Genomic DNA, 24,657 nt, shown 5'->3' with positions numbered 1-24,657 from the left:
CCCGGTCGGGAGACGGCCCGTTCTGCGGGCGGTCGCGCCTACTTGCGCAGCAGGTTGCGCAGCACGTACTGCATGATGCCGCCGTTGCGGTAGTAGTCGGCCTCGCCCGGGGTGTCGATGCGGACGATCGCCTGGAACTCCCTGCCGTCGGCGCGGACGGTCACCTCACGCGGGGTGGAGCCCTCGTTGATCTTCTCGATGCCGATGATGTCGAAGGTCTCGGTGCCGGTCAGGCCCAGCGACTCGGCCGACTCGCCCTCCTTGAACTGCAGCGGCAGCACGCCCATGCCGATCAGGTTGGAGCGGTGGATCCGCTCGTAGGACTCGGCGAGGACGGCGCGGACGCCCAGCAGCGCGGTGCCCTTGGCGGCCCAGTCGCGGGAGGAGCCGGAGCCGTACTCCTTGCCCGCGATGACCACCAGCGGGATGTTCTGCGCGGCGTAGTTCTGCGCGGCGTCGTAGATGAACGCCTGCGGCGCGCCCTCCTGGGTGAAGTCGCGGGTGTAGCCGCCCTCGACCCCGTCCAGGAGCTGGTTGCGCAGCCGGATGTTGGCGAACGTGCCGCGGATCATCACCTCGTGGTTGCCGCGGCGGGAGCCGTAGGAGTTGAAGTCCTTCGGCTCGACGCCGTGCTCCTGCAGGTACTGCGCGGCCGGGGTGCCGACCTTGATGGCGCCGGCCGGGGAGATGTGGTCGGTGGTGACCGAGTCGCCCAGCTTGGCCAGCACCCGCGCGCCGTGGATGTCGCGCACCGGCTCCGGCTCCATGCCCATGCCGTCGAAGTACGGGGCCTTGCGGACGTAGGTGGACTCGGGGTCCCACTCGAAGGTGTCGCCGGTCGGGATCGGCAGCTCCTGCCAGCGCGGCCCGCCCTCGAAGACGTTGGCGTAGTCGCGCAGGAACATGTCCTGGCCGATGGAGCTCTCGACGATCTCGGCGACCTCCTCCTGCGACGGCCAGATGTCGCGCAGGTAGACCGGCCGCCCGTCGGAGCCCTCGCCGATCGGGTCGTTGAGGATGTCGATGTCCATGGTCCCGGCCAGCGCGTAGGCGACCACCAGCGGCGGCGAGGCCAGGTAGTTCATCTTGACGTCGGGGTTGATCCGGCCCTCGAAGTTGCGGTTGCCCGACAGCACCGACACCACGGTCAGGTCGTTGTCGTTGATCGCCTTGGAGATCTCCTCCGGCAGCGGGCCGGAGTTGCCGATGCAGGTGGTGCAGCCGTAGCCGACCAGGTTGTAGCCGAGCTTGTCCAGGTACGGGGTGAGGCCGGCGCGCTCGTAGTAGCCGGTGACGACCTGGGAGCCGGGGGCCATCGAGGTCTTCACCCAGGGCTTGCGGGACAGGCCCTTCTCCACCGCCTTCTTGGCCAGCAGCGCGGCGCCGACCATGACGTACGGGTTGGAGGTGTTGGTGCAGGAGGTGATCGCGGCGATCACCACGGCGCCGTGGTCCAGCTCGAAGGTGGTGCCGTCCTCGAGGGTGACCGGGACCTTCTTGTGCGGGCGGCCGCCGCCGTCGGTCCCGTGCTCGCGGGGCTTGTCGCCGTTGCCGTCGTGGGCGATGGCCGGGGAGTCCGAGGCCGGGAACGACTCGGCGGACGCCTCGTCGGCCGGGCCCTGGATGCTGGAGACGTAGTTGCGGACGTCGCGCCGCCAGGTCTGCTTGGCCTCCGACAGCGCGATGCGGTCCTGCGGGCGCTTGGGGCCGGCGATCGACGGGACGACCGTCGACAGGTCCAGCTCCAGGTGCTCGGAGAAGTCCGGCTCGGCGGCCGGGTCCAGCCACAGGCCCTGCTCCTTGGCGTACGCCTCGACCAGCGCGATCTGCTCCTCGGTGCGGCCGGTCAGCCGCAGGTAGGAGATGGTCTCGCCGTCGATCGGGAAGATCGCGCAGGTGGAGCCGAACTCGGGGCTCATGTTGCCGATGGTGGCCCGGTCGGCCAGCGGCAGCGCCGCCACGCCCTCGCCGTAGAACTCCACGAACTTGCCGACCACGCCGTGCTGCCGCAGCATCTCGGTGATGGTGAGCACCAGGTCGGTGGCGGTGGTGCCGGCGGGCAGCCGGCCGGTCAGCTTGAAGCCGACCACCCGCGGGATCAGCATCGAGATCGGCTGGCCGAGCATCGCGGCCTCGGCCTCGATGCCGCCGACGCCCCAGCCCAGGACGCCGATGCCGTTCTCCATGGTGGTGTGGGAGTCGGTGCCCACGCAGGTGTCGGGGTAGGCCACCCCGTCACGCGCGAAGACCACGCGGGCCAGGTGCTCGATGTTGACCTGGTGGACGATGCCGGTGCCCGGCGGGACGACCTTGAACTCGTCGAAGGCGGTCTGGCCCCAGCGCAGGAACTGGTAGCGCTCGCGGTTGCGCTCGTACTCGCGCTCCACGTTCCGCTCGAACGCGTCGGCGCGGCCGAAGTAGTCGACGATCACCGAGTGGTCGATGACCATCTCGGCGGGGGCCAGCGGGTTGATCCGGGACGGGTCGCCGCCCAGGTCGCGCACCGCCTCGCGCATGGTGGCCAGGTCCACCACGCAGGGCACGCCGGTGAAGTCCTGCATGATCACCCGGGCGGGGGTGAACTGGATCTCCCGGCTGGGCTGCGCGCTCGGGTCCCAGCCGGCCAGCGCGCGGATGTGGTCGGCGGTGACGTTGGCGCCGTCCTCGGTGCGCAGCAGGTTCTCCAGCAGCACCTTCAGGCTGTACGGGAGACGGGCCGAACCTTCGACGGCGTCCAGCCGGTAGATCTCGTACGACTTGTCGCCCACCCGCAACGTGTTGCGGGCGCCGAAGCTGTTCGCGGACACGACTCCTCCTCCATCACGCCCCGGGCCCGGTCGCGGGCCGCGCGCGGCGATCCATCCGATATTCGGCGCGTTGACGTCTACGCAGGCCGCTGCCGGCACAGTCCGGCGCGGTGGTGTTCCCCCCCAGAATCCTGCCCTAGCCGCGGCCGCCGCCGGGACTCAGGTGAGCCTAACTTCCGCAGCTTTTCTCTCGACGTCAAGCTAGTTCCCAATTTATCTCGACATCGAGGTATCCGCACCTTCGGGAACACCTCTTCCCAGCGATGCGTTACCGATATATCGTTGTTGTATCGCGACTGGTCTGAGAAAGATCGACAAGGAGAGTGAGACCATGCGTACCGGAAACTTCGATCCGCGCTGGGCGGCCGCCGCGGCGGCGCTCGGCGCCAAGGCCGCCCAGTTCGCGGGCGGACACCACGGCCACGGCAGGCGCATGCACGGCGGCGGCGGCTTCGGCTGGGGCCTCGGCTTCGGCCCCGAGCACTGGGGCGGCCCCGGCCCGTGGGGCCCGCGCGGTCCCCGCGGCAGGCGTGGCGGACGGCGCGGCGGACGGGCCCGCAAGGGCGACGTGCGGGCGGCGATCCTGGCGCTGCTGGCCGAGGAGCCGCGCAACGGCTACCAGATCATCCAGGAGATCGCCCAGCGCAGCGACGGGGCCTGGAAGCCCAGCCCCGGCGCGGTCTACCCGGCGCTGCAGCAGCTCGCCGACGAGGGCCTGGTGATCTCGGAGGAGAGCGGGGGCCGCAAGACGTTCTCCCTCACCGACGAGGGCCGCGCCTACGTGGAGGCCCACGCCGACGAGCTGTCCGAGCCCTGGGCGGCGATGGCCCCCGAGTTCGGCGAGGGCGTTCCCGACCTGTTCAGGCAGGCCGCCCAGACCGGCGCCGCCGTGATGCAGGTGGTGCACACCGGCTCCCCCGAACAGATCGCCCAGGCCCGGGAGATCCTCGCCGAGGCCCGCCGCAAGCTGTACCACCTCCTCGCCGACGACACCGCCGCCGAGGAGTGACCGGCGATGGACCTGCGGATCGGCGACGCCGAACGCGACGCGGTGACGGCGGCCCTCCACGAGCACTTCGCGGCGGGCCGCCTCACCCGTGACGAGCTCGACGAACGCCTGGAGGCCGCCCTGACCGCCAGGACCGAGGGGGACCTGCGGGAGATCGTCAGGGACCTCCCCGGCCCCAGCGGCCTCCCCCGGCCGGCCCCGGCGCCCGCGTGGCATCCCCACCACGGTCACCCGGCGTTCCGGCACGGCCGCCGCCCGCGGCACCGCCACGGCCCTCCGCCGGTGGTGCCGATCCTGTTCCTGCTGTTCCTCGTCGGGACGTTCACCGCCGGCCCGGCCACAGGCGCGGTGCTGGCCCTCAAGGCCGCCGCCGTCCTCTGGCTCTTCGGCGCCCTGTTCGCCTTCCTGCACCTCCGCCGCCACTGGCGGCGGGTCCGGCACTGATCCGGCCGGGCGGCCCGACCATCGGGAGCCCGGCCGCACCCGCAGCCGCCTGATCCGGCAGGCCCCGTCACCATGTGACCGGATGCGCCGCCCAGGGTGCCGGGCCCGGACCTTCAGGTCAGTCGGCGGCCAGAACGGTGAAGTCGTCCGCCCCCGTGTCCGGGAAACGGAACCCGCGCAGGAAGAGCCGGGCGTCTCCGGGACGCCAGAGGGCCACCGCGTCGCCGACCTCGTCGAAACGACCGGCCAGCACCAGCCGCCCGTCGGCGGTCCAGGCCATCCCCGAGCGCTTGAGCGAGGCGTGGACCGGCATGGACGGCGTCCGCCGCCACCGTTTGGCCGCCAGGTCGAGCGCCCAGACGTCCATCCGCTGCCGTGGGCCGGGCCAGGCCGGGTGGTCGAACGACACCGCCACGGAACGGCCGTCCGGCGCGACCAGTCCGTGGGAGGGGCCGCCGATCGAGGTGGGCCTCGGCACGGACGTGCGCTCTCCCGTACCGGTGTCGGTCAGGGTGAGCGTGGTGCGGTCGTCACTGAGCACCCGGTCGCCCACCACCGCGAGGATCCGGTGCGCGCGGAAGACCTCGCCTCCCCCGCCGGCCGGCTCGATGACCTCAGAGCCCTCTTCTTCCAGCGCACCCCAGTGCAGTCCCAGCGCAGTGTCCGCCACGAGCACGCGGTCGCAGGGGACGGGGCGGGCCGCGGCCCGGGTGCTCCCGTCCAGGCCCAGCCGCGCCAGCGTGCACCGTGAGCCCTGGTGGTCGTTCACCCAGACGCCGCGCCCGTCGAGGGCCGGAACGGCGTGGACGCCCGCGCCGATCCGCCGCACGCGTCCCGAGCCGCCGTCCATGACGAAGAGACCGGGGGCCGCACAGCCGGGACAGCCGGCCTGCAACAGCACGCCCCCGTCGACCCCCTGGACGGACACCGTCCCTCCCCGCGGCGCTCCGGGCAGCGGCCGAAGGTCACCGCGGTCCACGTCCACGATCACCGGCGGATCGGCCGCGACGAGAAGCCGCAGGCCGGTCGCTCCGGAGAGCGGCGCGCCCTGCAACCGGCGCGTCGGCTCCTGCGGCGTGTCCGCCGTTCCACGCGGCACGACCCCGGGCGTCGAGGCGGTCTCACGGGCCACCGGCGCCGTGCCGCCGCTGCATCCGGCGGCGAGCAGCAGCGCCGCCACCGCGGCGGTCCCGGCCCGTACGCGCATCCGCCGCACCTCCACACCGTCGTCGGCACCGGCCAGCATCGTCGGGCCGCGAAGCCCCGGCAAGTCCCCTGGCCGGGCGTGGCCATGGGGCGCCCCGCGCAAAGTCCTCGGCAAGTCCTCCGGCCGGGCGTGGTCGTGGGACGACCCGGGCGTGAGGGTGGTGGTATGGCCGCTGACAGCACCGAACAGTTCGAGTTAGGGCAGGATGCCGCCGAGGCCTACCAGCGGTATCTGGTGCCGGTGTTCTACGCGCCCTGTGCGGAACGGCTGTTCGGCCTGGTGCCGCCGCGGCGGGGACGCGTCCTGGACGTCGCCTGCGGCACGGGCGTGGTGGCGTTGGCGGTGGCGCGCCGGGGCGGAGCCGGCACACACGTCACCGGGGTGGACCCCGACGAGGCGATGCTGGCCGTGGCCCGGTTCCTCACCGGGCACGTGGGGGCGCCCGGGCCCATCGAATGGCTGCAGGCGCCCGCCGAGGAGCTGCCCTTGGAGGATCGGGCGTTCGACCTCGTGTACTGCCAGCAGGGCCTGCAGTTCTTCTCCGACAAGATCGCCGGGATCGCCCAGATGCGGCGCGTCCTGCGGCCGGGCGGGGCGGCCGGCGTCGCCGTGTGGCGCGGCCCCGAGCACCACACCCCGTTCCACGAGGTCGCGGCGGTCTGGGACGAGTACCTGCAGGACGGGCTCGGGGAGACGATGCGCGTCCCGTTCTCCGGCCCCCAGGGCTCGGAACTGCGCGCGCTGTTCCAGAACGCCGACTTCACCGACGTACATCTGCGCATCGCCATCATCCCCGTGCGGTTCGCCTCCCCCGAGGCGTTCCTGCACGAGACGTCCCTGGCCACCCCCGCCCGGCCCGCCTACATGGCCGCCGAACGCCCCACCGTCGAGGCCATGAGGGAGCGCATCCGGCAGCGCCTCACCTGGGCCACCGACGACGAGGGCGTCACCTTCCCCCTGCAGGCCTGGCTGCTGACGGCCACCGCCGCCTGACGCCGGACGGCCGTCCTCACCGCAGGGCCGCGGCGGCGCGCGCCAGGTCCTCGATCCGGGCCCAGTCCCCCGCGCGGACGGCGTCGTCGGGGGTGAGCCAGGTGCCGCCCACGCAGCCGACGTTGGGGAGGGACAGGTAGTCCCCGGCCGTGTCGAGGGTGATGCCGCCGGTGGGGCAGAAGCGGACCTGCGGGAGAGGCCCGGCCAGGGCCTTGAGATAGGCGGGGCCGCCGGCGGCCTTGGCGGGGAAGAACTTCATGGCGGTGACGCCGTGCTCCAGCAGGGCCATGGCCTCCGAGGCCGTGGCGACGCCCGCCAGGAACGGCAGGCCGGTGTCGGTCATGGCCGCGCGGAGGCGGTCGGTGCAGCCGGGGCTGACCAGGAAGCGGGCGCCCGCCCCGGCGGCCTCGGCGGCCTGCCGCGGCGTCACCACGGTGCCGGCGCCGACGACGGCGCCCTCGACCTCGGCGGCGATCCGCTTGATGGCGTCCAGGGCGGCGGGGGTGCGCAGGGTGACCTCGATGGCGGGCAGGCCGCCCGCCACCAGGGCGCGCGCCACGGGGACCGCGTCGGCGGCGTCGTGCAGGACGACGACGGGGACGACGGGGCACAGGTCGAGCAGGTCGGTCGCGTTCACACGAGCTCCAGGGAGGCCAGCCGGGCCGCGGCGCCGGCCAGGGCCGGGGTCGGGGCGACGATCAGGGCGGTCGGGATGGCCCGCAGGTAGGACTCCACCGGCGGCTTGTTCTCGAAGCGGCGGCGGAAGTCGCTGCGGCGCAGCACGTCCCAGATGCGCGGCAGGATCCCGCCGCCGATGTAGACGCCGGCGCGGGCGCCGAACGTCAGCGCGACGTTGCCGGCGAACGAGCCCAGCAGGGAGCAGAACGTCTCCAGCGTCTCGTAGCACAGCGGGTCGGTGCGGCGGGCGCAGATCTGCGCGGTCGACAGCGGCTCCACCGGGACGCCGTGCAGCCGGGCGACCAGCTCGTACAGCCGGGTCAGGCCCTCGCCGGACAGCAGGTGCTCGGCCTCGGCGGTGCCGCGTTCCTCGCGCAGCATCGTCACGATCCGGTGCTCGCGTTCGGTGGCCGCGGGCAGGTCCACATGGCCGCCCTCGCCGGGCACCGCCACCAGCCGGTCCCCCGCCCGGATCAGCCCGGCCACGCCCAGCCCGGTGCCCGGTCCGACCACCGCTGCGGGGGCGTCGCCGGAGGGCGCGGCGTCGCCCAGCGGGCGCAGGTCGCCGGGGCCCAGCGTGGGCAGCGCCAGCGCCAGCGCCTCGAAGTCGTTCATCAGCTCGATGTGGTCCAGTCCCAGGTCGGCGCGGACCTCGGCGGCGTTGCCCGCCCAGTGCGCGTTGGTGAGCCGGTAGTCGCCGTTCTCGGCGGTCGGCCCGGCGATGGCGACGCAGGCGGCGGCGGGCCGCACGTCCCCGGCGTGGCGGGCCAGATAGGTGGCGGCGGCCTCGGCGAGCCCGGCGTGGTCGCGGACGGCCAGCACGTGCACCCGGCCGGGCGCCGCGCCCGGCGAGGTGACCAGCCCGAACCGGGCGTTGGTGCCGCCGACGTCGGCGACCAGCCAGGGCCGCTGCGGCGACGGGGAGGCGGTCATGACGCGAACACCGCCGCTCCCCGCTCGGCCGGGCCGACCGCCCGGCGGAACGCCGCGAACAGCTCCCGGCCGGTGCCGTACTGCTCCTCGGCGGGCGGCGCGGCGGGCTCGCGGGCGGCGAACTCCTCGTCCGGCACCAGCACCCGCAGCTGCCCGGCGTCGGCGTCCAGCCGGATCACGTCGCCGTCGCGGACCCGGGCCAGCGGCCCGCCCGCGGCGGCCTCCGGGGACAGGTGGATGGCGGCCGGGACCGCCCCCGAGGCTCCGGACATCCGCCCGTCGGTGACCAGCGCGACCCTGTGCCCGCGGTCCTGCAGGACGGCCAGCGGCGGGGTGAGCTTGTGCAGCTCCGGCATCCCGTTGGCGCGCGGCCCCTGGAAGCGGACGACGGCGACGATGTCACGGTTCAGCTCGCCGGCCTCGAACGCGGCCTGCAGCGCCTGCTGGGAGTCGAAGACCCGGGCGGGGGCCTCGACGACGCGGTGCTCGGGGGCGACCGCCGAGACCTTCACCACCGCCCGGCCGAGGTTGCCGGTGACGGTGTGCAGGCCGCCGTGCGAGTCGAACGGGTCGGCGACCGGCCGCAGCACCTCGCGGTCGCCGGACTCGGCGGGCCCGGGACGCCAGGTCAGCCCGTCCGGCCCCAGCTCGGGAACGGCCCGGTAGTCGGCCAGGGTCTTGCCGCCGACCACCCGGGCGTCGGCGTGCAGCAGCCCGGCGTCCAGCAGCTCCCCGATGAGGAACGCGGTGCCGCCCGCGGCGTGGAAGTGGTTCACGTCGGCGGTGCCGTTGGGGTACAGCCGGGTCAGCAGCGGCGTCACCGTGGACAGCTCGTCGAAGTCGTCCCAGGTCAGCTCGATGCCCGCGGCGGCGGCCATGGCGACCAGGTGCAGGGTGTGGTTGGTGGAGCCGCCGGTGGCCAGCAGCGCGACCACGCCGTTGACGAACGCCCGTTCGTCCAGCAGCTCGCCGATCGGGGTGTGGCCGCCGCCGAGGGCGGTCAGCTCCAGCACCCGGCGGCCGGCCTCGGCGGTGAGGGCCTCGCGCAGCGCGGTGCCCGGCGGGACGAAGCTGGCGCCGGGCAGGTGCAGGCCCATCACCTCCATCAGCAGCTGGTTGGAGTTGGCGGTGCCGTAGAAGGTGCAGGTGCCCGGCGAGTGGTAGGAGGCGGCCTCGGCCTCCAGCAGCTCGGCGCGGCCCACCTTGCCCTCGGCGTAGAGCTTGCGGACCTTGGCCTTGCGCGCGTTGGGCAGCCCGGAGCCCATCGGCCCGGCGGGCACCAGGATCACCGGCAGGTGCCCGAACGACAGCGCGCCGATCACCAGCCCGGGGACGATCTTGTCGCAGACCCCCAGCAGCAGGGCCCCGTCGAACATGTCGTGGGACAGCGCGACGGCGGTGGCCATGGCGACCACGTCCCGGCTGAACAGCGACAGCTCCATGCCGGCGCGGCCCTGGGTGATGCCGTCGCACATGGCCGGGACGCCCCCGGCGAACTGGGCGGTGCCGCCCGCCTCGCCGATCGCCCTCTTGAGGATCGCCGGGTAGTCCTGCAGCGGCTGGTGCGCCGACAGCATGTCGTTGTAGGCCGACACGATCGCGATGTTGGGCGTGACGTCGCCGCGCAGCCGCAGCTTGTCGGCGGGGGCGCAGGCGGCGAAGCCGTGCGCGAGGTTGGCGCAGCCCAGCGCGGTCCGGGCGGGCCCGGCGCGCACCGCGTCCCGGACGCGTTCGAGGTAGGCGGCGCGGCGGTCCGCGCTGCGCCGGGCGATGCGGTCGGTGACCCGTGCGACGACGGGGTCGAGGCCTGGCGACATTCGGACTCCGGGGGGGAGGAGGGGCCGGAAAGACGACGAGACGGAAAACTACCGAGCCATAGGGAACTTCTACAAGCATCCTTATGAACGCCGGGTGACAAAAGTCGGCGACCATGCGCGGGTCGACACACGAAACCGCTCATGGTTCACTGTCCCAGTGCCCAGACGCCCCTCGACCAGCGGAGACCTGCTCCGCCTCATCCGCGAGGAGGGCGTCGCCACCCGCGCCGAGCTGGCCCGCCTGACCGGGCTGTCGCGGCCGGCGGTCACCCTGCGGGTCACCGAGCTGATCGCGCACGGGCTGGTCGTCGAGCGTCCCGGCGAGCTGTCGTCCGGCGGCCGTCCGCCGGCCCGGCTGGAGTTCAACGCGGCGGGCGGCGCCGTCCTGGTGGCCAACCTCGGCCGGCGCCGGGGCCAGCTCGCGGTGTGCGACCTGGGCGGCCGGATCCTGGTGCAGTCCGCCCCCGACCTGCCCACCGGCCGGGACACCGCGGTGCTGGCGGCCGGGCTGCTGGACCACTGGGACGAGCTGCTGGGCAAGGCGGGCCTGCCGCGCACCGCCGTGCGCGGGGTGGGCGTGGGCAGCCCGGACACCGCCGAGCCCGCCCCCGAGCACGCCCCCGGACCCGGCCGGCGGCCCTGGCTGGGCGGCGTGGACCTCGGGGCGATCGTGGCCGAGCGGTTCCCGGTCCCGGTGCACGTCGACAACGACGTGAACGTGGCGGCGCTCGGCGAGTACCAGGCCCGCTACCGGGACCGGATCGACGACATGCTGTTCGTGAAGGTGTCCACCGGCATCGGCGCGGGCCTGATCGCCGGCGGCCGGATCCAGCGCGGGGCGCTGGGGGCGGCCGGGGAGATCGGGCACATCCCGGTGCGCGACGGCGAGGGTGCGCCGTGCCGCTGCGGCAACACCGACTGCGTGGAGGCGGTCGCGGGCGGGGCCGCCCTGCTGGCCCGCACCGGCGCGGCCGACCTGGGCGAGCTGGCGATGCGCGCCGGAGCCGGGGACGCGGCGGTGGTGGCGCTGGTCCGGGAGGCCGGCCGGCGGATCGGCGAGGTGATCGCCGCCGCCGTCAACCTGCTCAACCCGGCCGTGGTGGTGCTGGGCGGCGACCTCACCGGCGGGGTCGAGCCGCTGATCGCCGGGGTCCGCGAGGTGGTCTACCAGCGGGCGACCGCGCTGGCCACCCGCCAGTTGCGGATCGAGCCCAGCATGCTGGGCGACGTCGCGGGCCTGATGGGCTGCGCCGCCATGGTCTGCGACCACATCCTGTCCCCCGCCGCCGTGGACGCCGCCCTGTCGGCCACCCCCTGACGGTCGGACGGACCGCTCCTCGTACACGGTGCGGATCCGCCCGTCCCGGACGGTGAAGACGAGCGCCGTCGCGGGAAGCCGCTCCCACGGCTCGCAGTGACACGCTGCGCGACGAGCCGCGGCCCGATCACGCCGGAGGCGACCCGGCGCCCGGACGACGCGCTGGAGCCGGCCGGGCACCAAGGGTGGCCGAGCGGCGGTCCCCAGGTCACGGATTGAACACTCCGTGAGCACAAACCCGACGTTTTGCTCAACAGCACACGAAAACAAAGCGTACGGTTACTCATCCCGGCGCGTAGTACCCCGCCCTTGTGACGGAGGACACTCGCCCGGCGATACATGTCCACCCCCTCGCGCTCACGAAAGGACACGAGCGCCCCATGACGATTGATCAGGCTCCGCGCACGGCCGGCAAGAGCCCTTCCGGCGGCGAGCCGCGGCCCCGGGGCCTTCTCGCACCGATCCTGCTCGGGCTGGGGGTCTTCCTGCTGACGCTGGCGCTCGCGCTGCGTTTCTTCGTGGCCGACCGGGTGCTGGTCGCCCCGGCGAACCTCTACCAGAAGGTCACCCTGCAGGCGACCGGCGCCTCCTACTTCGACCGGGCGGCCGTTCAGGATCGGACCGGCGCGACGCTGACGCTCACCAGCACGGTGCGCGGCGACGTCAAGGCCGCCGACGGGGACACCGTCGTGTGGGACGCCTTCCTGGTGCTGGAGGACATCCCCAACGGCAACGAGGTGAACATCACCCAGCAGCGGCTGGCGTTCGACCGCAAGAGCGGCGAGCTGAAGGCATGCTGCGGCACCCACGTGGCCAACGACACCTCGATCAAGCCGTCCGGGCTGGGCCTGTTCTGGCCGGTCGGCGCGGTGGAGCAGAAGACCTACCAGGTGTTCGACCCGTACACCAAGCGGGCCTGGCCGGCCAAGTACGAGGGCACCGAGACGATCCAGGGCGTCAAGGCGTACAAGTTCGTGCAGTCCATCCCGGACAGCGTCATCGGCACCGAGCCGGAGGTCCCGACCACCCTGCTCGGCATCGCGGGTCCCAACCGGACCGTGCCGGCCGACCGCTACCAGCGGGCCACCGTCACCTACTGGGTCGACCCGCGCAGCGGCGTCAGCGTCCACCGCGAGCAGCAGATCGTGCAGACGCTGCGCGGCAAGGACGGCAACGGCACCAAGGTCGTCGCCGACTTCACGCTGAAGATGACCCCGCAGAGCCAGAAGACCATGGTCGACAAGGCCAACGACACCGCCCCCAAGGTGTCGCTGTTCCGCGTGATCGGGCCGCTCGCGGCGCTGCTCCTGGGCCTGGTGCTGCTGGGCGCCGGGGCCGCGGTGATGATGCGCCGCCGGGGGACGCGTCACGCCGCATAGAAACCACCCTGCGCAAGGGCCGTCGCGGAATCCCGCGGCGGCCCTTGCGTATGCCCGGGGACCCGGCGGCGGGACGGGCGGGGACGTCCCCGCCGCCGGGCGCTCAGCGGGTCACCGGCCGACGTGGAAGGCGACCGCGCCCTTGGCGGGAACGGTCAGGGTCGCCCGCCCGCCGGTGACGGTGACCTTGGTGGCGCAGTCGTCGATCACGTTGCAGTACGCGCCGTCCGGCAGGCCGGTGGAGTACTGCGCGGTGTGCGCGCCGCCGGTGTTGTTGATGGCGACGAACGCCCTGTCGCCCCGGCCGAAGCCGATGACGTTGGAGGACGGGGACTGCCAGTGGGTCACCCCGGCGTTCCCGGCCGCGTGCCGCCAGCCGACCATGCCGACGACGGCCGGATCGCGGTCCAGGCAGTGCCAGCCGCGGAGGCAGTCGGTGTCGGTGACGAAGCCGCCGGAGTTGGGCGGGGCCTGCTCGGGGTCGCCGAACTCGAAGCCCGCGTACACCGTCGGGGTGGTGTGCTTCCAGGCGAGCTGGAACACGTTGGCGATCCGGGCGGTCGCCCCGTCCTTGTAGGACAGGTGACGGCCGTTGCGCTCGGTGTCGTGGTTGGTGACGAACGAGACCGAGTTGGCCGCCGGCAGCAGGCCCCAGCTCGGGCCGAACGACGACAGCCAGGCGATGTCGCCCTGGAAGGCGGTCTTGATCTTGTCGGCGTAGGTGAAGTCCAGCACGTCGCCGGTGCTGAAGTAGTCCTGCGGGCGGGGCGGCTCGCCGGGGAACACCTCGTGGAAGACGTACGGCCGCGCACCGGAGACGGTCTCGCGCAGCCGGCCGAAGATCGCCCGCAGGTCCTCGTTGGGGATGTGCTTGGCGGCGTCGATCCGGAAGCCGTCCACGCCCAGGGCGATCTGGGCGTTCAGATAGCCGGCGATCCGGTCGCGCACGCCGTCGCTCCCGGTCTTCAGGTCGGGCAGCGACAGCAGTTCGCAGTTCTGGACCTCCCACAGGTCGCTCCAGTTCGCGATGGCCCGGTCGCAGACGTCGACGTTGTAGTCGGCCCGGTCGTACATCGGCGGGTCGTACTTGTCGGTGAGGACGGTGCCCGCGTAGCCCGTCCCGGTCTGCGCCCCGGTGTGGTTGATCACCGCGTCGGTGTAGACCTTGATCCCGGCGCCGTGGCAGGCGCGCACCATGGCGGCGAACTCGGCCTCGGTGCCGAACCGCCCGGTGAGCCGGTAGCTGTAGGGCTGGTAGACGTCCCACCACACGCCGGTGGGGTGCCTGAGCGACTCGGCGGGCGGGGCGACCCACACCGCGCCGTATCCGGCGGGATCGAGGACGCCGGTGCACTCGGCCGCCACCGACCGCCAGTTCCACGACCACAGGTTGGCGATCACGTCGCCGTTCGGGATCCCGGTGTCGACGGCGCGGACGGGGGCGGGGGCGGTCGCCGCGGCGGCCGGGGGGACGGCCGGGGCGGCGGTGACGGCCGCGGCGGCCAGCAGCGCCGGGGGCGCGCAGGCGGCCAGGGCGCGGCGGAACCTTCCTGTCATGGGCGTTCTCCTTCGAGAGCGGGGTGCGGAGGAGATCCCGGGCCCGGGGTTGCCGCGACGGTACGTCTTGTCGCAAGTTTCTGCAAGGTTTCTGCAAGGGGGTTGCGACGCCCGCCGTACGCCCGGGCCGGGTCCGCCCGGCGACCCCCGGATCACCCTCCCGCTCCCCTCCGCCACCACCAGGGGTTGTGATCGAGGTAACAGTCCGGCCACAATCCTTCTGCAAGTTTCTGCAAGATCTTTACGGCCTTGCAGTCCCTTGTTAGCGTCCTCGCACCCACCCCGGACAAGCACCCGGACAAGGAGGACCCATGCGGCGCACCCCCCTGGTCGGCCTGTTCGCCGGCCTTGCGCTCGCGCTGACGGCGTGCGGCTCGGGCGACGGCGGCTCGACCACCGCCGCCGACGGCGAGCTGACCGGACGCGGCCCGATCACCCTGGTGTCGGGCAAGGACCGCTCCGGCAACATGCAGAAGATGGTCGCCGGCTGGAACGCCGCCCACCCCAAGGAGCCGGTCCGGATCATCGAGCTGCCCGACGAGCCCAACGACCAGCGTCAGCAGCTGATCCAGAACGCCACCACCAAGTCCGACGCCTACACCGTGCTCAGCCTGGACGTGGTGTGGACCGCCGAGTTCGCGGCCAACCGCTGGCTGACCGAGCTGCCCAAGGACAAGCTGGACACCAGCAAACTGCTGCCCGCCACGGTGAAGACCGGCGAGTACCGCGGCCGGCTGTTCGCCATGCCGGTCAACTCCGACGCCGGCCTGCTGTACTACCGCACCGACCTGCTCAAGAAGGCCGGGATCGACGAGCCGCCCACCACCTGGGCGCAGATGTGGGAGGCCTGCGACAAGGTCAGGGCGCTGCCGGAGGGCGAGGACGTCGACTGCTACCTCACCGAGGTCGGCAAGACCGAGGGCCTGACCGTCTCGGCCGCCGAGGCGGTCAACAGCGCGGGCGGTGTCTTCTTCGACGCCTCCGGCCAGCCCGCCGTCAACACCCCGCAGGCCAGGGCCGGGATGGACTTCCTGGTCAACGCCATCAAGGACGGCCGGATGCCCCGGGCGGCGCTGACGCTGGACGGCGAGGGCGGACGCCGCCACTTCCAGTCCGGCAAGCTGCTGTTCCACCGCCAGTGGCCGTACCAGTACGAGCTGGCCAACGCCGACGACGGGTCCTCCAAGGTGGCGGGCAAGTTCGCGGTGGCGCCGATCCCCGGCCCGAACGGGCCCGGCGCGGCCAACCTCGGCGGGCACAACTACGCGATCTCCGCGTTCGCCAAGAACAAGGCCACCGCGCTGGACTTCATCAAGTACATGACCGACCCCGCGCAGCAGAAGGCCGACTCGCTGGCGACCTCCAAGGCCCCCACCGTGGCCGCGCTGTACGACGACCCCGAGCTGATCGAGAAGTACCCGTACCTGCCGGCCCTCAAGGAGGCCATCCAGAAGGCCCAGTCCCGGCCCGTCGTGGTCCGCTACGGCGACGTCACCGCGGCGATCCAGTCCGCGTTCTACGACGCCCTCGGCGGCAAGACCCCGCCCGACCGGGCCCTGACCGACCTGCAGTCCAAGCTCGCCGGGCTCGCCACCCCCTGACCCGGCCCGGCGCGGCGCGCCGTGCCGCCGGGCACGGCGCGCCGCCTTGGAGGACTCATGGCCACCACTGTCGAGAACAGACCGGACGCCCGGACGCCGGCGGCCGCCGCGTCCCGGCGGCGCCGCTCGCCCGAGCGGCGCGACCGCCGGCTGGCCGCCCTGCTGCTGTCGCCGACGATGCTGGTGCTGGCGCTGGTCGTCGGCTACCCGGTGCTCGCCGGCTTCCGCGAGTCGCTGTTCACCCGCGGGCAGGAACTGGACGCCGACGGCTTCGTCATCGAGGGCGAGCGGTTCGTCGGCCTGGACAACTACACGGCGATCTTCACCGGCGACCGCGCCGACGCGTTCTGGAACGCCTTCTTCAACACCACCTTCTTCACCTTCACCACGGTGCTGCTGGAGACCGCGATCGGCGTGGCGATGGCGCTGATCATGCACCAGGCGTTCCGCGGCCGGGCGATCGTGCGGGCCGGCATCCTGGTGCCGTGGGCGATCCCCACCGCGATCTCCGGGCTGCTGTGGCGGTGGATCTTCCAGCACGACGGCGCGGCCAACGCGGTGCTGCGGCAGGAGATCCTGTGGACCGCCGACGGTTTCGCCGCCAAGGGCGCGGTCATCATCGCCGAGGTGTGGAAGACCTCCCCGTTCATCGGACTGCTGGTGCTGGCCGGGCTGCAGCTGATCCCGCGCGAGGTGCACGAGGCGGCGCGGGTGGACGGCGCCTCGGCCTGGCAGCGGTTCTGGCAGATCACGCTGCCGCTGGTCAAGCCGGCGCTGCTGGTCGCGGTGCTGTTCCGGATGCTGGACGTGCTGCGGATGTTCGACCTGCCGGCGGTGCTGATCGGCGTCAACAAGGACTCGGTGGAGACGCTGACGATGATCTCCTGGTTCGAGGCCAGCAACCTGCGGTACGGGTCGGCCGCGGCCTACGCCACGGTGCTGTTCGCCTACATCGCCGTGCTGGCGTACCTGTTCGTCAGGCTGCTGGGCGCCGACATCATCGGCGAGGCCCGGCAGGCCGTCGGGAAGCGCGGGAGGGCGCGGGCATGACCGTCCGGCTGCGCAGGGCCCTGCCCTATCTCGGGATCGCCCTGGTCACCGTGTACTGCCTGGCGCCGTTCTACTGGATGGTGGTCTCGGCGTTCCGGCGGCCGCAGGACCAGTTCGACACCACGATCGTCCCGGCGCGCTGGTCGGTGGACAACTTCACCGCCGTGTTCGGCGCCGACAACGGCTTCGGCCGGGCGCTGCTCAACAGCCTGATCGTGGCGGGCACGACCACCGTGCTGACGCTGGTCGTGGGGGTCTTCACCGCCTACGCGCTGGCCCGGCTGACGTTCCCGTTCAAGAACGCGGTGCTGGGGATCATCATCGCCACCACCATGTTCCCCGGAATCTCCCAGCTGGTTCCGCTGCTCAAGCTGTTCACCGACATAGGCTGGATCAACACCTACCAGGCGATGATCCTGCCCAGCCTGGGGTTCGCGCTGCCGCTGACGGTGTGGATGCTCACCGCGTTCTTCCGCCAGCTGCCGTTCGAGCTCGAGCAGGCGGCGATGGTGGACGGCTGTACCCGCGGCCAGGCGTTCCGCAAGATCATCGTGCCGCTGGCCGCGCCGGGAGTGTTCACTACCGCCATCATCACCTTCATCGCGGCGTGGAACGAGTTCATCATCGCCCTGTCGGTGGTCAACGCCAAGGAGATGGAGACCGCCACGGTCGCCATCGCCAAGTTCACCGGCATCAGCGGGCACGACCAGCCGTTCGGCACGCAGATGGCGGCCGGGGTGATCGTCACCGTGCCGCTGGTCGTGGTGGTGCTGATCTTCCAGCGGCGGATCGTCGCCGGCCTGACCGCCGGCGGCGTCAAGTGACCGTAGCGAACCCGAGCAAAGGACATCGATGACGCAGCACATGGTCGACGTCTCCGCTCCCGCGACCGGGCCGGGCGCCCGGTGGTGGCGGGACGCGGTGATCTACCAGGTCTACGTCCGCAGCTTCGCCGACAGCGACGGCGACGGGATCGGCGACCTGCCCGGAATCCGCAGCAGACTGCCCTACCTGGCCGAACTCGGCGTGGACGCGGTGTGGATCACGCCGTTCTACCCCTCGCCGATGGCCGACTTCGGCTACGACGTGGCCGACTACCGGGGCGTGGACCCGATCTTCGGATCGCTGGACGACGCCCGGGCGCTGCTGCGGGACGCGCACGACCTGGGCCTGCGGATCATCGTGGACCTGGTCCCCAACCACACCTCCGACCGGCATCCCTGGTTCGTCGAGGCGCTGGCGGCCGGGCCGGGCAGCCCGGCCCGCGACCGCTACATCTTCCGCGACGGCCGCGGCCCGGACGGGTCGCTGCCGCCCAACGACTGGGAGTCGGTGTTCGGCGGGCCGGCCTGGACGCGCGTTCCGGACGGGCAGTGGTACCTGCACCTGTTCGCCACCGAGCAGCCCGACCTGAACTGGGACAACCCCGAGGTCCGCGCCGAGTTCGAGGACATCCTGCGGTTCTGGCTGGACCTGGGGGTGGACGGGTTCCGCATCGACGTGGCGCACGGCATGGTCAAGGCCGAGGGCCTGCCCGACGTCGGCTGGCAGGGGCAGGTCACCATGCTGGGCCGCAACATCCTGCCGTACTTCGACCAGGACGGGGTGCACGAGATCCACCGGTCCTGGCGGCGGCTGCTGGACTCCTACCCGGGCGAGCGGATCGGGGTGGCCGAGGCGTGGGCGCCGACCCCCGAGCGGCTGGCCTGCTACGTACGGCCGGACGAGCTGCACCAGGCGTTCAACTTCCACTACCTGGTCGCCGACTGGGACCACCGCGCCAAGCGCGAGGTGATCGAGGAGTCGCTGCGCACCGCCGGGCTGGTCGGCGCGCCCACCACCTGGGTGCTGTCCAACCACGACGTCAAGCGGCACGTCACCCGGTACGGCGGCGGCGACCTGGGGCTGCGGCGGGCCCGCGCCGCCGCGCTGCTGATGCTGGCGCTGCCCGGCTCGGCCTACATCTACCAGGGCGAGGAGCTGGGCCTGGCCGAGGTGCTGGACCTGCCGGACGAGTACCGGCTGGACCCGCAGCGCGCCCGCGACCCCGAGGAGGGCCGCGACGGCTGCCGGGTGCCGATCCCCTGGTCGGGGGACGAGCCGCCGTTCGGGTTCGGCCCGGGCCGCACGAGCTGGCTGCCGATGCCCGAGCACTGGCGCGAGCTGACCGTGGAGCGCCAGTCGGCCGACCCGGACTCGATGCTGGCGCTGTACCGGCGGGCGCTGGCGATCCGGCGCGAGCACCCGGCGCTGGGCGACGGGCCGCTGCGCTGGCTGGCCGGGCCGCCCGGGACGCTGGTGTTCGCCCGCGAGGCCACCGCGCAGGACGGCGTGGAACGGTCGCTGGTGTGCGCGGTGAACATGGGCGACCGCACCGTCCGGGTGCCGGCGTTCGGGCCGGTGCTGCTGGCCAGCGGGCCGGTCCGGACTGAGGGGGAATGCCTCGTCCTGCCCCCCGATACCGCCGTATGGTGGAACGGTGCGGGAGCCGACTCCGCAGGGGGAGACTGATCTATGGCCGTGATGCGCCTGGCCGACATCGCCGCACACGCCGGGGTGAGCGAGGCGACCGTCAGCCGGGTGCTCAACGGCAAGCCGGGGGTCGCCCCGGCCACCCGCCAGGCCGTGCTCACCGCCCTGGACGTGCTCGGCTACGAGCGCCCGGCCCGGCTGCGCCAGCAGCGGGCCGGGCTGATCGGGCTGATCGTGCCGGAGCTGACCAACCCGATCTTCCCGGCGTTCGCCCAGGTCATCGAGAACGCGCTGGCGCTGGCCGGCTACACGGCGGTGCTGTGCACGCAGACCCCCGGCGGGATCACCGAGGACGACTACACCGAGCTGCTGCTGGAGCGCGGCGTGTCGGGGATCATCTTCGTCAGCGGGCTGCACGCCGACTCCCGCTCCGACCGCGCCCGCTACCTGCGGCTGGTCAACCGGGGCCTGCCGATCGTGCTGATCAACGGCTACCGGCCGGACATCAGCGCGCCGTTCATCTCCAACGACGACATCGCCTCGCTGCGGATGGCGGTGGGCCATCTGGCCTCGCTGGGGCACCGGCGGATCGGGCTGGCGGTCGGGCAGGAGCGGTTCGTGCCGTCCATCCGCAAGACCGAGGGCTTCCGCCGGGGCATGGCCGAGCACCTGGGCGTCACCGACGTCGACGATCTGATCGTCAACACGCTGTTCACCGTGGAGGGCGGGCAGGCCGCCGCGCAGGAGCTGATCGACCGGGGCTGCACGGCGATCTGCTGCGGCAGCGACATCATCGCCATCGGGGCGATCCGGGGGGTGCGGCAGCGCCATCTGCGGGTGCCCGAGGACGTGTCGGTGGTGGGGTTCGACGACTCCCCGATGACCGCCTACCTGGACCCGCCGCTGACCACGGTCCGCCAGCCGGTCCGGGAGATGGGGCTGGCCGCGGTGGGCAGCCTGCTGGAGGAGATCGGCGGCGCCAGGGCCCCGCGGACCGAGCTGCTCTACCGGCCCGAGCTGGTGGTCCGCGGGTCGACGGCGCCGGCGCCGGCCGAGCTGTCGGCCGTCGCCGACGTCTGACGCGCGACTCCCGCGGGCGCCTCGGAGCCCGCGGGAGCACTCTGTGCGCGGTTCAGCGCAGCGGCGGAACGGCCCGCTGCGCCAGGCCGAGCGCGTAGTCCGGCCACCACTGACCGGCGGGCGGATCGACGACCCCGTACTCGGGGTCCTCGGGCCCGGCGGTGCCGCGGGTGCACTGGCCGTCGGACTCGCCGGGCCGCTTCACCCACAGGAACGCGTCGACCAGCCGGTTGCCGGTGCGGGTGCCCGGGCGTACGCCGAGCCCCCGGCCGGGCGGGTTGCACCACTCCTGCGGATCGGTGTACTTGCCCGCCGGGGCCGTCCAGTGGCCCTGCCCGTTCCGGCTGGTGTCCAGGACGAACGGGGTCAGGCCGCGGGCGTCGTCGGGCACGGCGGCCAGGTCGGCGTCGGAGCACGCGGCGGCCCCGGTCCGCTTGCGCAGCCACAGGCACTTGGACACCCGGGTGCCGTACTCGACCAGCTCGGCGTCGGCGCGGTAGTTGGAGACGTTGAGCACGAACCCGTCGGCCTTGGCGACGCCGCCGCGCATCAGCCGGCTGACGATGCCGAGCTGGGCGCGCGGCTCGCCGTATCCGGCGTCGTAGTCGTTCAGCGCCTGCCACGCCGAGTGCCCGGCGTCCACGTACACGCCGGTGCGCGGCAGCCGGGAGAACGTGGTGATGGCGTGGTCGATCTCCCGGAACCGCTGCTCGACCAGGCTCATGTCCTCCGGCCGCCCGGTGCTGCCGCCGCCGCCCTCGTTGCACCAGGGCTCGCTGGACAGCAGCGCCAGGCCGTCCGGCTCGACGACGACCACGGCCCGCCCGCCGCCGATGCCGCGGGCGAACGCGTCGATCCATTCCTTGTAGGCCTGCTCGCTGGGCGCTCCCCCGGCCGAGTACTGCGAGCAGTCGCGGCCCGGGACGTAGTAGGCGACCAGGACGGGGACGGCGTTCTGCTTGCGGGCCTGCCGCATGGTGGCCCGGACCTCGCGTTCGACCTCCTCGGGGGTGCCCTTGGTGAACCAGACGGCCTGTGGGATCTTCGCCATGGCCCGCATGAGCGCGGCGTCCTCGGTGCGGCCCTCGGCGGCCCACTGGTCGGCCTGCCGTCCGGCGTTGGTGTCCGGCTCCACGTAGAACCGGACCCTGCCGTCGAGCGGGTTGCCGTCGCTGTGCGCGTGCGCGGCCGGGACCTGGCCCGTGACCGAGACCGTGACCGCCGTGCAGGCGGCCAGCACCGTGACACAGGCGCGCAGGCGTGTGCTCCTCACGTGGTGCTCCCTTCGCGGGGGTGGATGGGAGCGCTCCCACCTGGGAGCTTCCCGGCAAGGCGGAAAGGTTGTCAAGCCCCGGCAGGGTGGACAATCCACCGTCCACTGGATGTACTTGTGGTTCACATCACAGCTCGGGGGCCGGTCGACGAAGGAAACACCAGATGTCCGAAGTGGTGCTGGAGGCGGTCAGCAAGGTCTATCCGGGGGGTCAGCGGGCGGTCGCCGAACTGTCGCTGACCGTTCCCGACGGGGAGTTCCTGGTGCTGCTCGGCCCCTCCGGCTGCGGGAAGTCCACCACGCTGCGCATGGTGGCCGGCCTGGAGGAGGTCACCGGCGGGACGATCTGGCTGGACGGCCGCCCGGCCAACGAGCTGACCCCGCGCGAGCGCAACGTGGCCATGGTGTTCCAGAACGGCGCGCTGTACCCGCACCGCTCGGTGCGCGGCAACATCGGCTTCCCGCTGCAGATGGCCAAGGCCGATCCGGCCGAGTCCGCCGAGCGGGTCACCGAGATGGCCCGGGCGCTGGGCCTGGAGCAGATGCTGGACCGGCTGCCCGGCACGCTGTCGGGCGGGCAGCGCCAGCGGGTGGCCATGGGGCGGGCCATCATCCGCGAGCCCTCGCTGTTCCTGATGGACGAGCCGCTGTCCAACCTGGACGCCGCGCTGCGCAACGACCTGCGGCTGGAGATCGGCGGGCTGGTGCGCGGGCTGGGCGTGACCACCCTGTACGTCACCCACGACCAGGTCGAGGCGCTGACCCTGGCCGACCGGATCGCGGTGATGAACGAGGGGTTCCTGGAGGACGTGGGCACCCCCACCCAGATCTACGAGAACCCGGCCACCGCGTTCGTGGCGGCGTTCCTGGGCGCGCCCCCGATCAACCTGCTGTCGGCCACCGTGGAGGCGGTGGCCGGCGAGGGGGTGAAGCTGCATCTGGGCCGGCAGCGGCTGGTGCTCCCGTGGACCGACCCGCGGGCCCAGTACCTGGCCTCGCACCACGCCGACGAGGTCGTGGTGGGCATCCGGTCCGACGCGCTGCGGCCCACCGGCGACCCCCATCTGGGCGCGGTGCTGTCCGGGCATCTGCGCACGCTGGAGTTCCACGGGCACGAGTGGCTGGCGCACATCGACGCGGGCGTGACCGTGGTGGATCCGGCGACGGTGAGCCGGCGGCGCGAGCCGGAGCCGGTGGGGGCGGTCCCCCGGCCGGCCGGGATGGCGGGCCGGGCGCTGTCGCTGCTGCGCGGCGGGGCGGGACGGCGCGTTCCGGCCGAGCGGCCCGCCCCGCACGTGGGCGCGCACCGCCGGGCCGAGCTGCTGACCCGGCTGCACTCGCGGGACGGGTACACGCCGGGGATGGACGTCCACCTCGCCGTGGACCTGGACCGGGTGCTGGTCTTCGGCAAGGACGGCCGCCGGGTGGACCCGGTCTCCCGCTGAACCCGGCCACGACCCCTGTGACCTGGGGCGTTCACCGCAGCGGCGGAGGCGGCGCAGCGGATCCGCCCGGCCCGTTCAGGTAACGGTTGCATTTCGGGAGATTGACAGTGACCCAGCTCACCGTCTTTCCTGTGGGAGCGCTCCCACACCGGTTCGGCGGCCGACCCGCCGGCTTGACGAGGAAAGACCTGAGAGGGGTCCGCAATGGGTTCTCCGAGACGTTCGCGGAGAGGGCGCGGGCTCGCCGCGCTCGCCGCGGTGCTGACCGGCGTCATGGTCGCCGGCACCGCCTGCGGCGGTGACGACGACGGCGGCGCCGACGGCAAGATCACGCTGACCGTCGACACCTTCGGCGAGTTCGGATACGAGGAGCTGTTCAAGCAGTACGAGGCCCAGCACCCGAACATCAAGATCCGCTCGCGCAAGGTCTCCGACCTGGACACCTACAAGCCGCAGCTGCAGCGGTGGATCGGCACCGGCAGCGGCGCCGGCGACGTGGTGGCCATCGAGGAGGGCCTGCTGCCCACCTACATGCAGCAGGCGAACAAGTTCGTCAACCTCTTCGACCACGGGGGCGCGGCGCTCAAGGAGAACTTCCTGGACTGGAAGTGGCAGATGGGCCTGACGCCGGACGGCAAGCAGCTGATGGCGCTGGGCACCGACATCGGCCCGCTCGGCATGTGCTACCGCAAGGACCTGTTCGCCAAGGCCGGTCTGCCCACCGAGCGCGACGAGGTCACCAAGCTCTGGCCGACCTGGGACGACTTCCTCAAGCGCGGCCAGGAGTTCCAGGGCAAGGTCTCCGGCACCAAGTGGCTGGACGGCCCGCAGGCGCTGCTGCGGGTGACCGTGCTGCAGGAGGCCGGCAAGGGCCCCGGCTACAGCTACTTCGACAAGAGCAACAACTTCGTCGTCGACTCCAACCCGGCCGTCAAGACCGCGTTCGACACGGTGCTGAAGTTCCAGCAGGCGAAGCTGACCGCCAACATGCAGATCTTCACCCCGCCGTGGCAGACCGGCCTCAAGCGCGACGCGTTCGCCACCGTGCCGTGCCCGGCCTGGATGCTCGGCGGCATCGAGGAGTACTCCGGAGACTACGGCAAGGGCAAGTGGGACGTGGCCGGCATCCCCGGCGGCGCCGGATACTGGGGCGGCTCCTGGCTGGCGGTGCCCAAGCAGACCAAGCACCCCAAGGAGGCCGCCGAGCTGGCCAAGTTCCTGACCAGCCCGCAGGGCCAGCTGGGGGCGTTCAAGTCCGCCAACACCTTCCCGTCCTCGCCGAAGCTCTACTCCGACCCGGCGGTCGCGCAGGCGTCCAACCCGTACTTCAACAACGCGCCGGTCGGCAAGATCTTCGGTGACGCGGCCTCCCAGGTGAAGCCGGTCCACCTCGGGCCCAAGAACGAGGACGTCCGGCAGGAGCTGGAGAACGTCCTGGTCGCGGTCGGCGAGGGCAAGACCCAGCCCGGCCAGGCCTGGACCGAGGGCGTCGACAAGGCCCGCGGGGTCTCCGACTAGTCACGCCGCGCTCCCCCGCCCGGCCGCGCGACCGGGGGCCCGGGCGGGGGAGCCCTCCTCGACCCCTGAAAGGACA

At 72.8% G+C, this 24,657-nt stretch carries 19 protein-coding genes; 12 read left to right on the top strand and 7 right to left on the bottom strand.

The window, feature by feature from the left end:
• Nucleotides 1-38 precede the first annotated feature (38 nt).
• A complete protein-coding gene (locus HNR21_RS17315) occupies nucleotides 39-2,807 on the bottom strand; it encodes an aconitate hydratase (protein WP_182706010.1) in 2,769 nt (922 codons plus the stop codon).
• 331 nt (nucleotides 2,808-3,138) lie between these two features.
• Here HNR21_RS17315 and HNR21_RS17310 point away from each other — a divergent pair, with 331 nt between their 5' ends.
• On the top strand, nucleotides 3,139-3,816 hold the full coding sequence (locus HNR21_RS17310) for a PadR family transcriptional regulator (RefSeq protein WP_182706009.1): 678 nt from the start codon (nucleotides 3,139-3,141) through the stop codon (nucleotides 3,814-3,816).
• A gap of 6 nt (nucleotides 3,817-3,822) precedes the next feature.
• Nucleotides 3,823-4,260, top strand: a complete 438-nt coding sequence (locus HNR21_RS17305; RefSeq protein WP_182706008.1) for a DUF1707 SHOCT-like domain-containing protein — start codon at nucleotides 3,823-3,825, stop codon at nucleotides 4,258-4,260.
• 118 nt (nucleotides 4,261-4,378) lie between these two features.
• On the opposite strand, the gene HNR21_RS17300 is transcribed toward HNR21_RS17305, so the two are convergent.
• Complete coding sequence (locus HNR21_RS17300) at nucleotides 4,379-5,467, bottom strand: hypothetical protein (RefSeq protein ID WP_182706007.1); 1,089 nt, start codon at nucleotides 5,465-5,467, stop codon at nucleotides 4,379-4,381.
• Nucleotides 5,468-5,632: 165 nt separating this feature from the next.
• On the opposite strand from HNR21_RS17300, the gene HNR21_RS17295 reads away from it, so the two are divergent.
• Nucleotides 5,633-6,460, top strand: coding sequence for a methyltransferase domain-containing protein (locus HNR21_RS17295; RefSeq protein WP_157996089.1), 828 nt, complete (start codon nucleotides 5,633-5,635; stop codon nucleotides 6,458-6,460).
• 16 nt (nucleotides 6,461-6,476) lie between these two features.
• Here the strand turns inward: HNR21_RS17295 and eda are convergent, their stop codons facing one another.
• Genes eda through edd form a run of 3 tightly spaced genes read right to left on the bottom strand, consistent with a single transcriptional unit; the run spans nucleotide 6,477 to nucleotide 9,888 of the window.
• Complete coding sequence (gene eda, locus HNR21_RS17290) at nucleotides 6,477-7,097, bottom strand: bifunctional 4-hydroxy-2-oxoglutarate aldolase/2-dehydro-3-deoxy-phosphogluconate aldolase (protein ID WP_182706006.1); 621 nt, start codon at nucleotides 7,095-7,097, stop codon at nucleotides 6,477-6,479.
• On the bottom strand, nucleotides 7,094-8,071 hold the full coding sequence (gene glk / locus HNR21_RS17285; RefSeq protein ID WP_182706005.1) for a glucokinase: 978 nt from the start codon (nucleotides 8,069-8,071) through the stop codon (nucleotides 7,094-7,096). Before glk ends, eda begins: the two co-directional genes overlap by 4 nt.
• The gene (gene edd, locus HNR21_RS17280) at nucleotides 8,068-9,888 is read right to left on the bottom strand and encodes a phosphogluconate dehydratase (protein WP_182706004.1); all 1,821 of its coding nucleotides are present in this window, start codon (nucleotides 9,886-9,888) and stop codon (nucleotides 8,068-8,070) included. Before edd ends, glk begins: the two co-directional genes overlap by 4 nt.
• Nucleotides 9,889-10,045: 157 nt before the next feature.
• Between edd and HNR21_RS17275 the strand changes: the two genes are divergently transcribed.
• Both HNR21_RS17275 and pgfA read left to right on the top strand, forming a co-directional pair.
• The gene (locus tag HNR21_RS17275; protein WP_119731200.1) at nucleotides 10,046-11,206 is read left to right on the top strand and encodes an ROK family transcriptional regulator; all 1,161 of its coding nucleotides are present in this window, start codon (nucleotides 10,046-10,048) and stop codon (nucleotides 11,204-11,206) included.
• 380 nt (nucleotides 11,207-11,586) lie between these two features.
• On the top strand, nucleotides 11,587-12,585 hold the full coding sequence (gene pgfA, locus HNR21_RS17270; protein ID WP_182706002.1) for a cell envelope lipid trafficking protein PgfA: 999 nt from the start codon (nucleotides 11,587-11,589) through the stop codon (nucleotides 12,583-12,585).
• A gap of 111 nt (nucleotides 12,586-12,696) precedes the next feature.
• Here pgfA and HNR21_RS17265 read toward each other — a convergent pair whose 3' ends face one another.
• Entirely contained in the window at nucleotides 12,697-14,142 is a 1,446-nt protein-coding gene (locus HNR21_RS17265; RefSeq protein ID WP_182706001.1) for an alpha-amylase, read from the bottom strand.
• A 311-nt stretch (nucleotides 14,143-14,453) separates the two neighbouring features.
• On the opposite strand from HNR21_RS17265, the gene HNR21_RS17260 reads away from it, so the two are divergent.
• The 5 genes from HNR21_RS17260 to HNR21_RS17240 are packed head-to-tail and all read left to right on the top strand — an operon-like array spanning nucleotide 14,454 to nucleotide 20,345.
• Nucleotides 14,454-15,743: an ABC transporter substrate-binding protein gene (locus HNR21_RS17260; protein WP_182706000.1), complete on the top strand. Its 1,290-nt coding sequence runs from the start codon at nucleotides 14,454-14,456 to the stop codon at nucleotides 15,741-15,743.
• A 57-nt stretch (nucleotides 15,744-15,800) separates the two neighbouring features.
• Nucleotides 15,801-16,793 (top strand): carbohydrate ABC transporter permease, encoded by a 993-nt coding sequence (locus HNR21_RS17255; RefSeq protein WP_182705999.1) that lies wholly within the window; start codon nucleotides 15,801-15,803, stop codon nucleotides 16,791-16,793.
• Nucleotides 16,790-17,617 carry a carbohydrate ABC transporter permease gene (locus HNR21_RS17250; RefSeq protein ID WP_119731205.1) on the top strand — a complete coding sequence of 276 codons (828 nt, stop codon included), beginning with the start codon at nucleotides 16,790-16,792 and terminating at the stop codon, nucleotides 17,615-17,617. The genes HNR21_RS17255 and HNR21_RS17250 overlap by 4 nt, the downstream gene beginning before the upstream one ends.
• Before the next feature lie 28 nt (nucleotides 17,618-17,645).
• Entirely contained in the window at nucleotides 17,646-19,304 is a 1,659-nt protein-coding gene (locus tag HNR21_RS17245) for a glycoside hydrolase family 13 protein (protein WP_182705998.1), read from the top strand.
• A 3-nt stretch (nucleotides 19,305-19,307) separates the two neighbouring features.
• On the top strand, nucleotides 19,308-20,345 hold the full coding sequence (locus HNR21_RS17240; RefSeq protein WP_182705997.1) for a LacI family DNA-binding transcriptional regulator: 1,038 nt from the start codon (nucleotides 19,308-19,310) through the stop codon (nucleotides 20,343-20,345).
• 52 nt (nucleotides 20,346-20,397) lie between these two features.
• Here HNR21_RS17240 and HNR21_RS17235 read toward each other — a convergent pair whose 3' ends face one another.
• The gene (locus HNR21_RS17235) at nucleotides 20,398-21,618 is read right to left on the bottom strand and encodes a glycoside hydrolase family 6 protein (protein ID WP_220500195.1); all 1,221 of its coding nucleotides are present in this window, start codon (nucleotides 21,616-21,618) and stop codon (nucleotides 20,398-20,400) included.
• 164 nt (nucleotides 21,619-21,782) lie between these two features.
• Here HNR21_RS17235 and HNR21_RS17230 point away from each other — a divergent pair, with 164 nt between their 5' ends.
• Together HNR21_RS17230 and HNR21_RS17225 are read left to right on the top strand one after the other, a co-directional pair.
• On the top strand, nucleotides 21,783-23,063 hold the full coding sequence (locus HNR21_RS17230) for an ABC transporter ATP-binding protein (protein ID WP_182705995.1): 1,281 nt from the start codon (nucleotides 21,783-21,785) through the stop codon (nucleotides 23,061-23,063).
• A 204-nt stretch (nucleotides 23,064-23,267) separates the two neighbouring features.
• The gene (locus tag HNR21_RS17225; protein ID WP_182705994.1) at nucleotides 23,268-24,581 is read left to right on the top strand and encodes an ABC transporter substrate-binding protein; all 1,314 of its coding nucleotides are present in this window, start codon (nucleotides 23,268-23,270) and stop codon (nucleotides 24,579-24,581) included.
• The last annotated feature ends 76 nt before the right edge of the window (nucleotides 24,582-24,657 follow it).

This window comes from Thermomonospora cellulosilytica (genome assembly GCF_014138835.1).
Classification (GTDB): Bacteria; Actinomycetota; Actinomycetes; order Streptosporangiales; family Streptosporangiaceae; genus Thermomonospora; species Thermomonospora amylolytica.
This window is presented reverse-complemented; position numbering and strand designations above follow the sequence as displayed.

Excerpts from the sequence above, each read along its gene's own strand:
- HNR21_RS17310 (WP_182706009.1), top strand. The coding sequence starts at position 3,139 with ATGCGTACCGGAAACTTCGATCCGCGCTGGGCGGCCGCCGCGGCGGCG.
- HNR21_RS17305 (WP_182706008.1), top strand. The coding sequence starts at position 3,823 with ATGGACCTGCGGATCGGCGACGCCGAACGCGACGCGGTGACGGCGGCC.
- HNR21_RS17300 (WP_182706007.1), bottom strand. The coding sequence starts at position 5,467 with ATGCGCGTACGGGCCGGGACCGCCGCGGTGGCGGCGCTGCTGCTCGCC.
- HNR21_RS17295 (WP_157996089.1), top strand. The coding sequence starts at position 5,633 with ATGGCCGCTGACAGCACCGAACAGTTCGAGTTAGGGCAGGATGCCGCC.
- glk (WP_182706005.1), bottom strand. The coding sequence starts at position 8,071 with ATGACCGCCTCCCCGTCGCCGCAGCGGCCCTGGCTGGTCGCCGACGTC.
- edd (WP_182706004.1), bottom strand. The coding sequence starts at position 9,888 with ATGTCGCCAGGCCTCGACCCCGTCGTCGCACGGGTCACCGACCGCATC.
- pgfA (WP_182706002.1), top strand. The coding sequence starts at position 11,587 with ATGACGATTGATCAGGCTCCGCGCACGGCCGGCAAGAGCCCTTCCGGC.
- HNR21_RS17265 (WP_182706001.1), bottom strand. The coding sequence starts at position 14,142 with ATGACAGGAAGGTTCCGCCGCGCCCTGGCCGCCTGCGCGCCCCCGGCG.
- HNR21_RS17260 (WP_182706000.1), top strand. The coding sequence starts at position 14,454 with ATGCGGCGCACCCCCCTGGTCGGCCTGTTCGCCGGCCTTGCGCTCGCG.
- HNR21_RS17255 (WP_182705999.1), top strand. The coding sequence starts at position 15,801 with ATGGCCACCACTGTCGAGAACAGACCGGACGCCCGGACGCCGGCGGCC.
- HNR21_RS17250 (WP_119731205.1), top strand. The coding sequence starts at position 16,790 with ATGACCGTCCGGCTGCGCAGGGCCCTGCCCTATCTCGGGATCGCCCTG.
- HNR21_RS17245 (WP_182705998.1), top strand. The coding sequence starts at position 17,646 with ATGACGCAGCACATGGTCGACGTCTCCGCTCCCGCGACCGGGCCGGGC.
- HNR21_RS17240 (WP_182705997.1), top strand. The coding sequence starts at position 19,308 with ATGGCCGTGATGCGCCTGGCCGACATCGCCGCACACGCCGGGGTGAGC.
- HNR21_RS17230 (WP_182705995.1), top strand. The coding sequence starts at position 21,783 with ATGTCCGAAGTGGTGCTGGAGGCGGTCAGCAAGGTCTATCCGGGGGGT.
- HNR21_RS17225 (WP_182705994.1), top strand. The coding sequence starts at position 23,268 with ATGGGTTCTCCGAGACGTTCGCGGAGAGGGCGCGGGCTCGCCGCGCTC.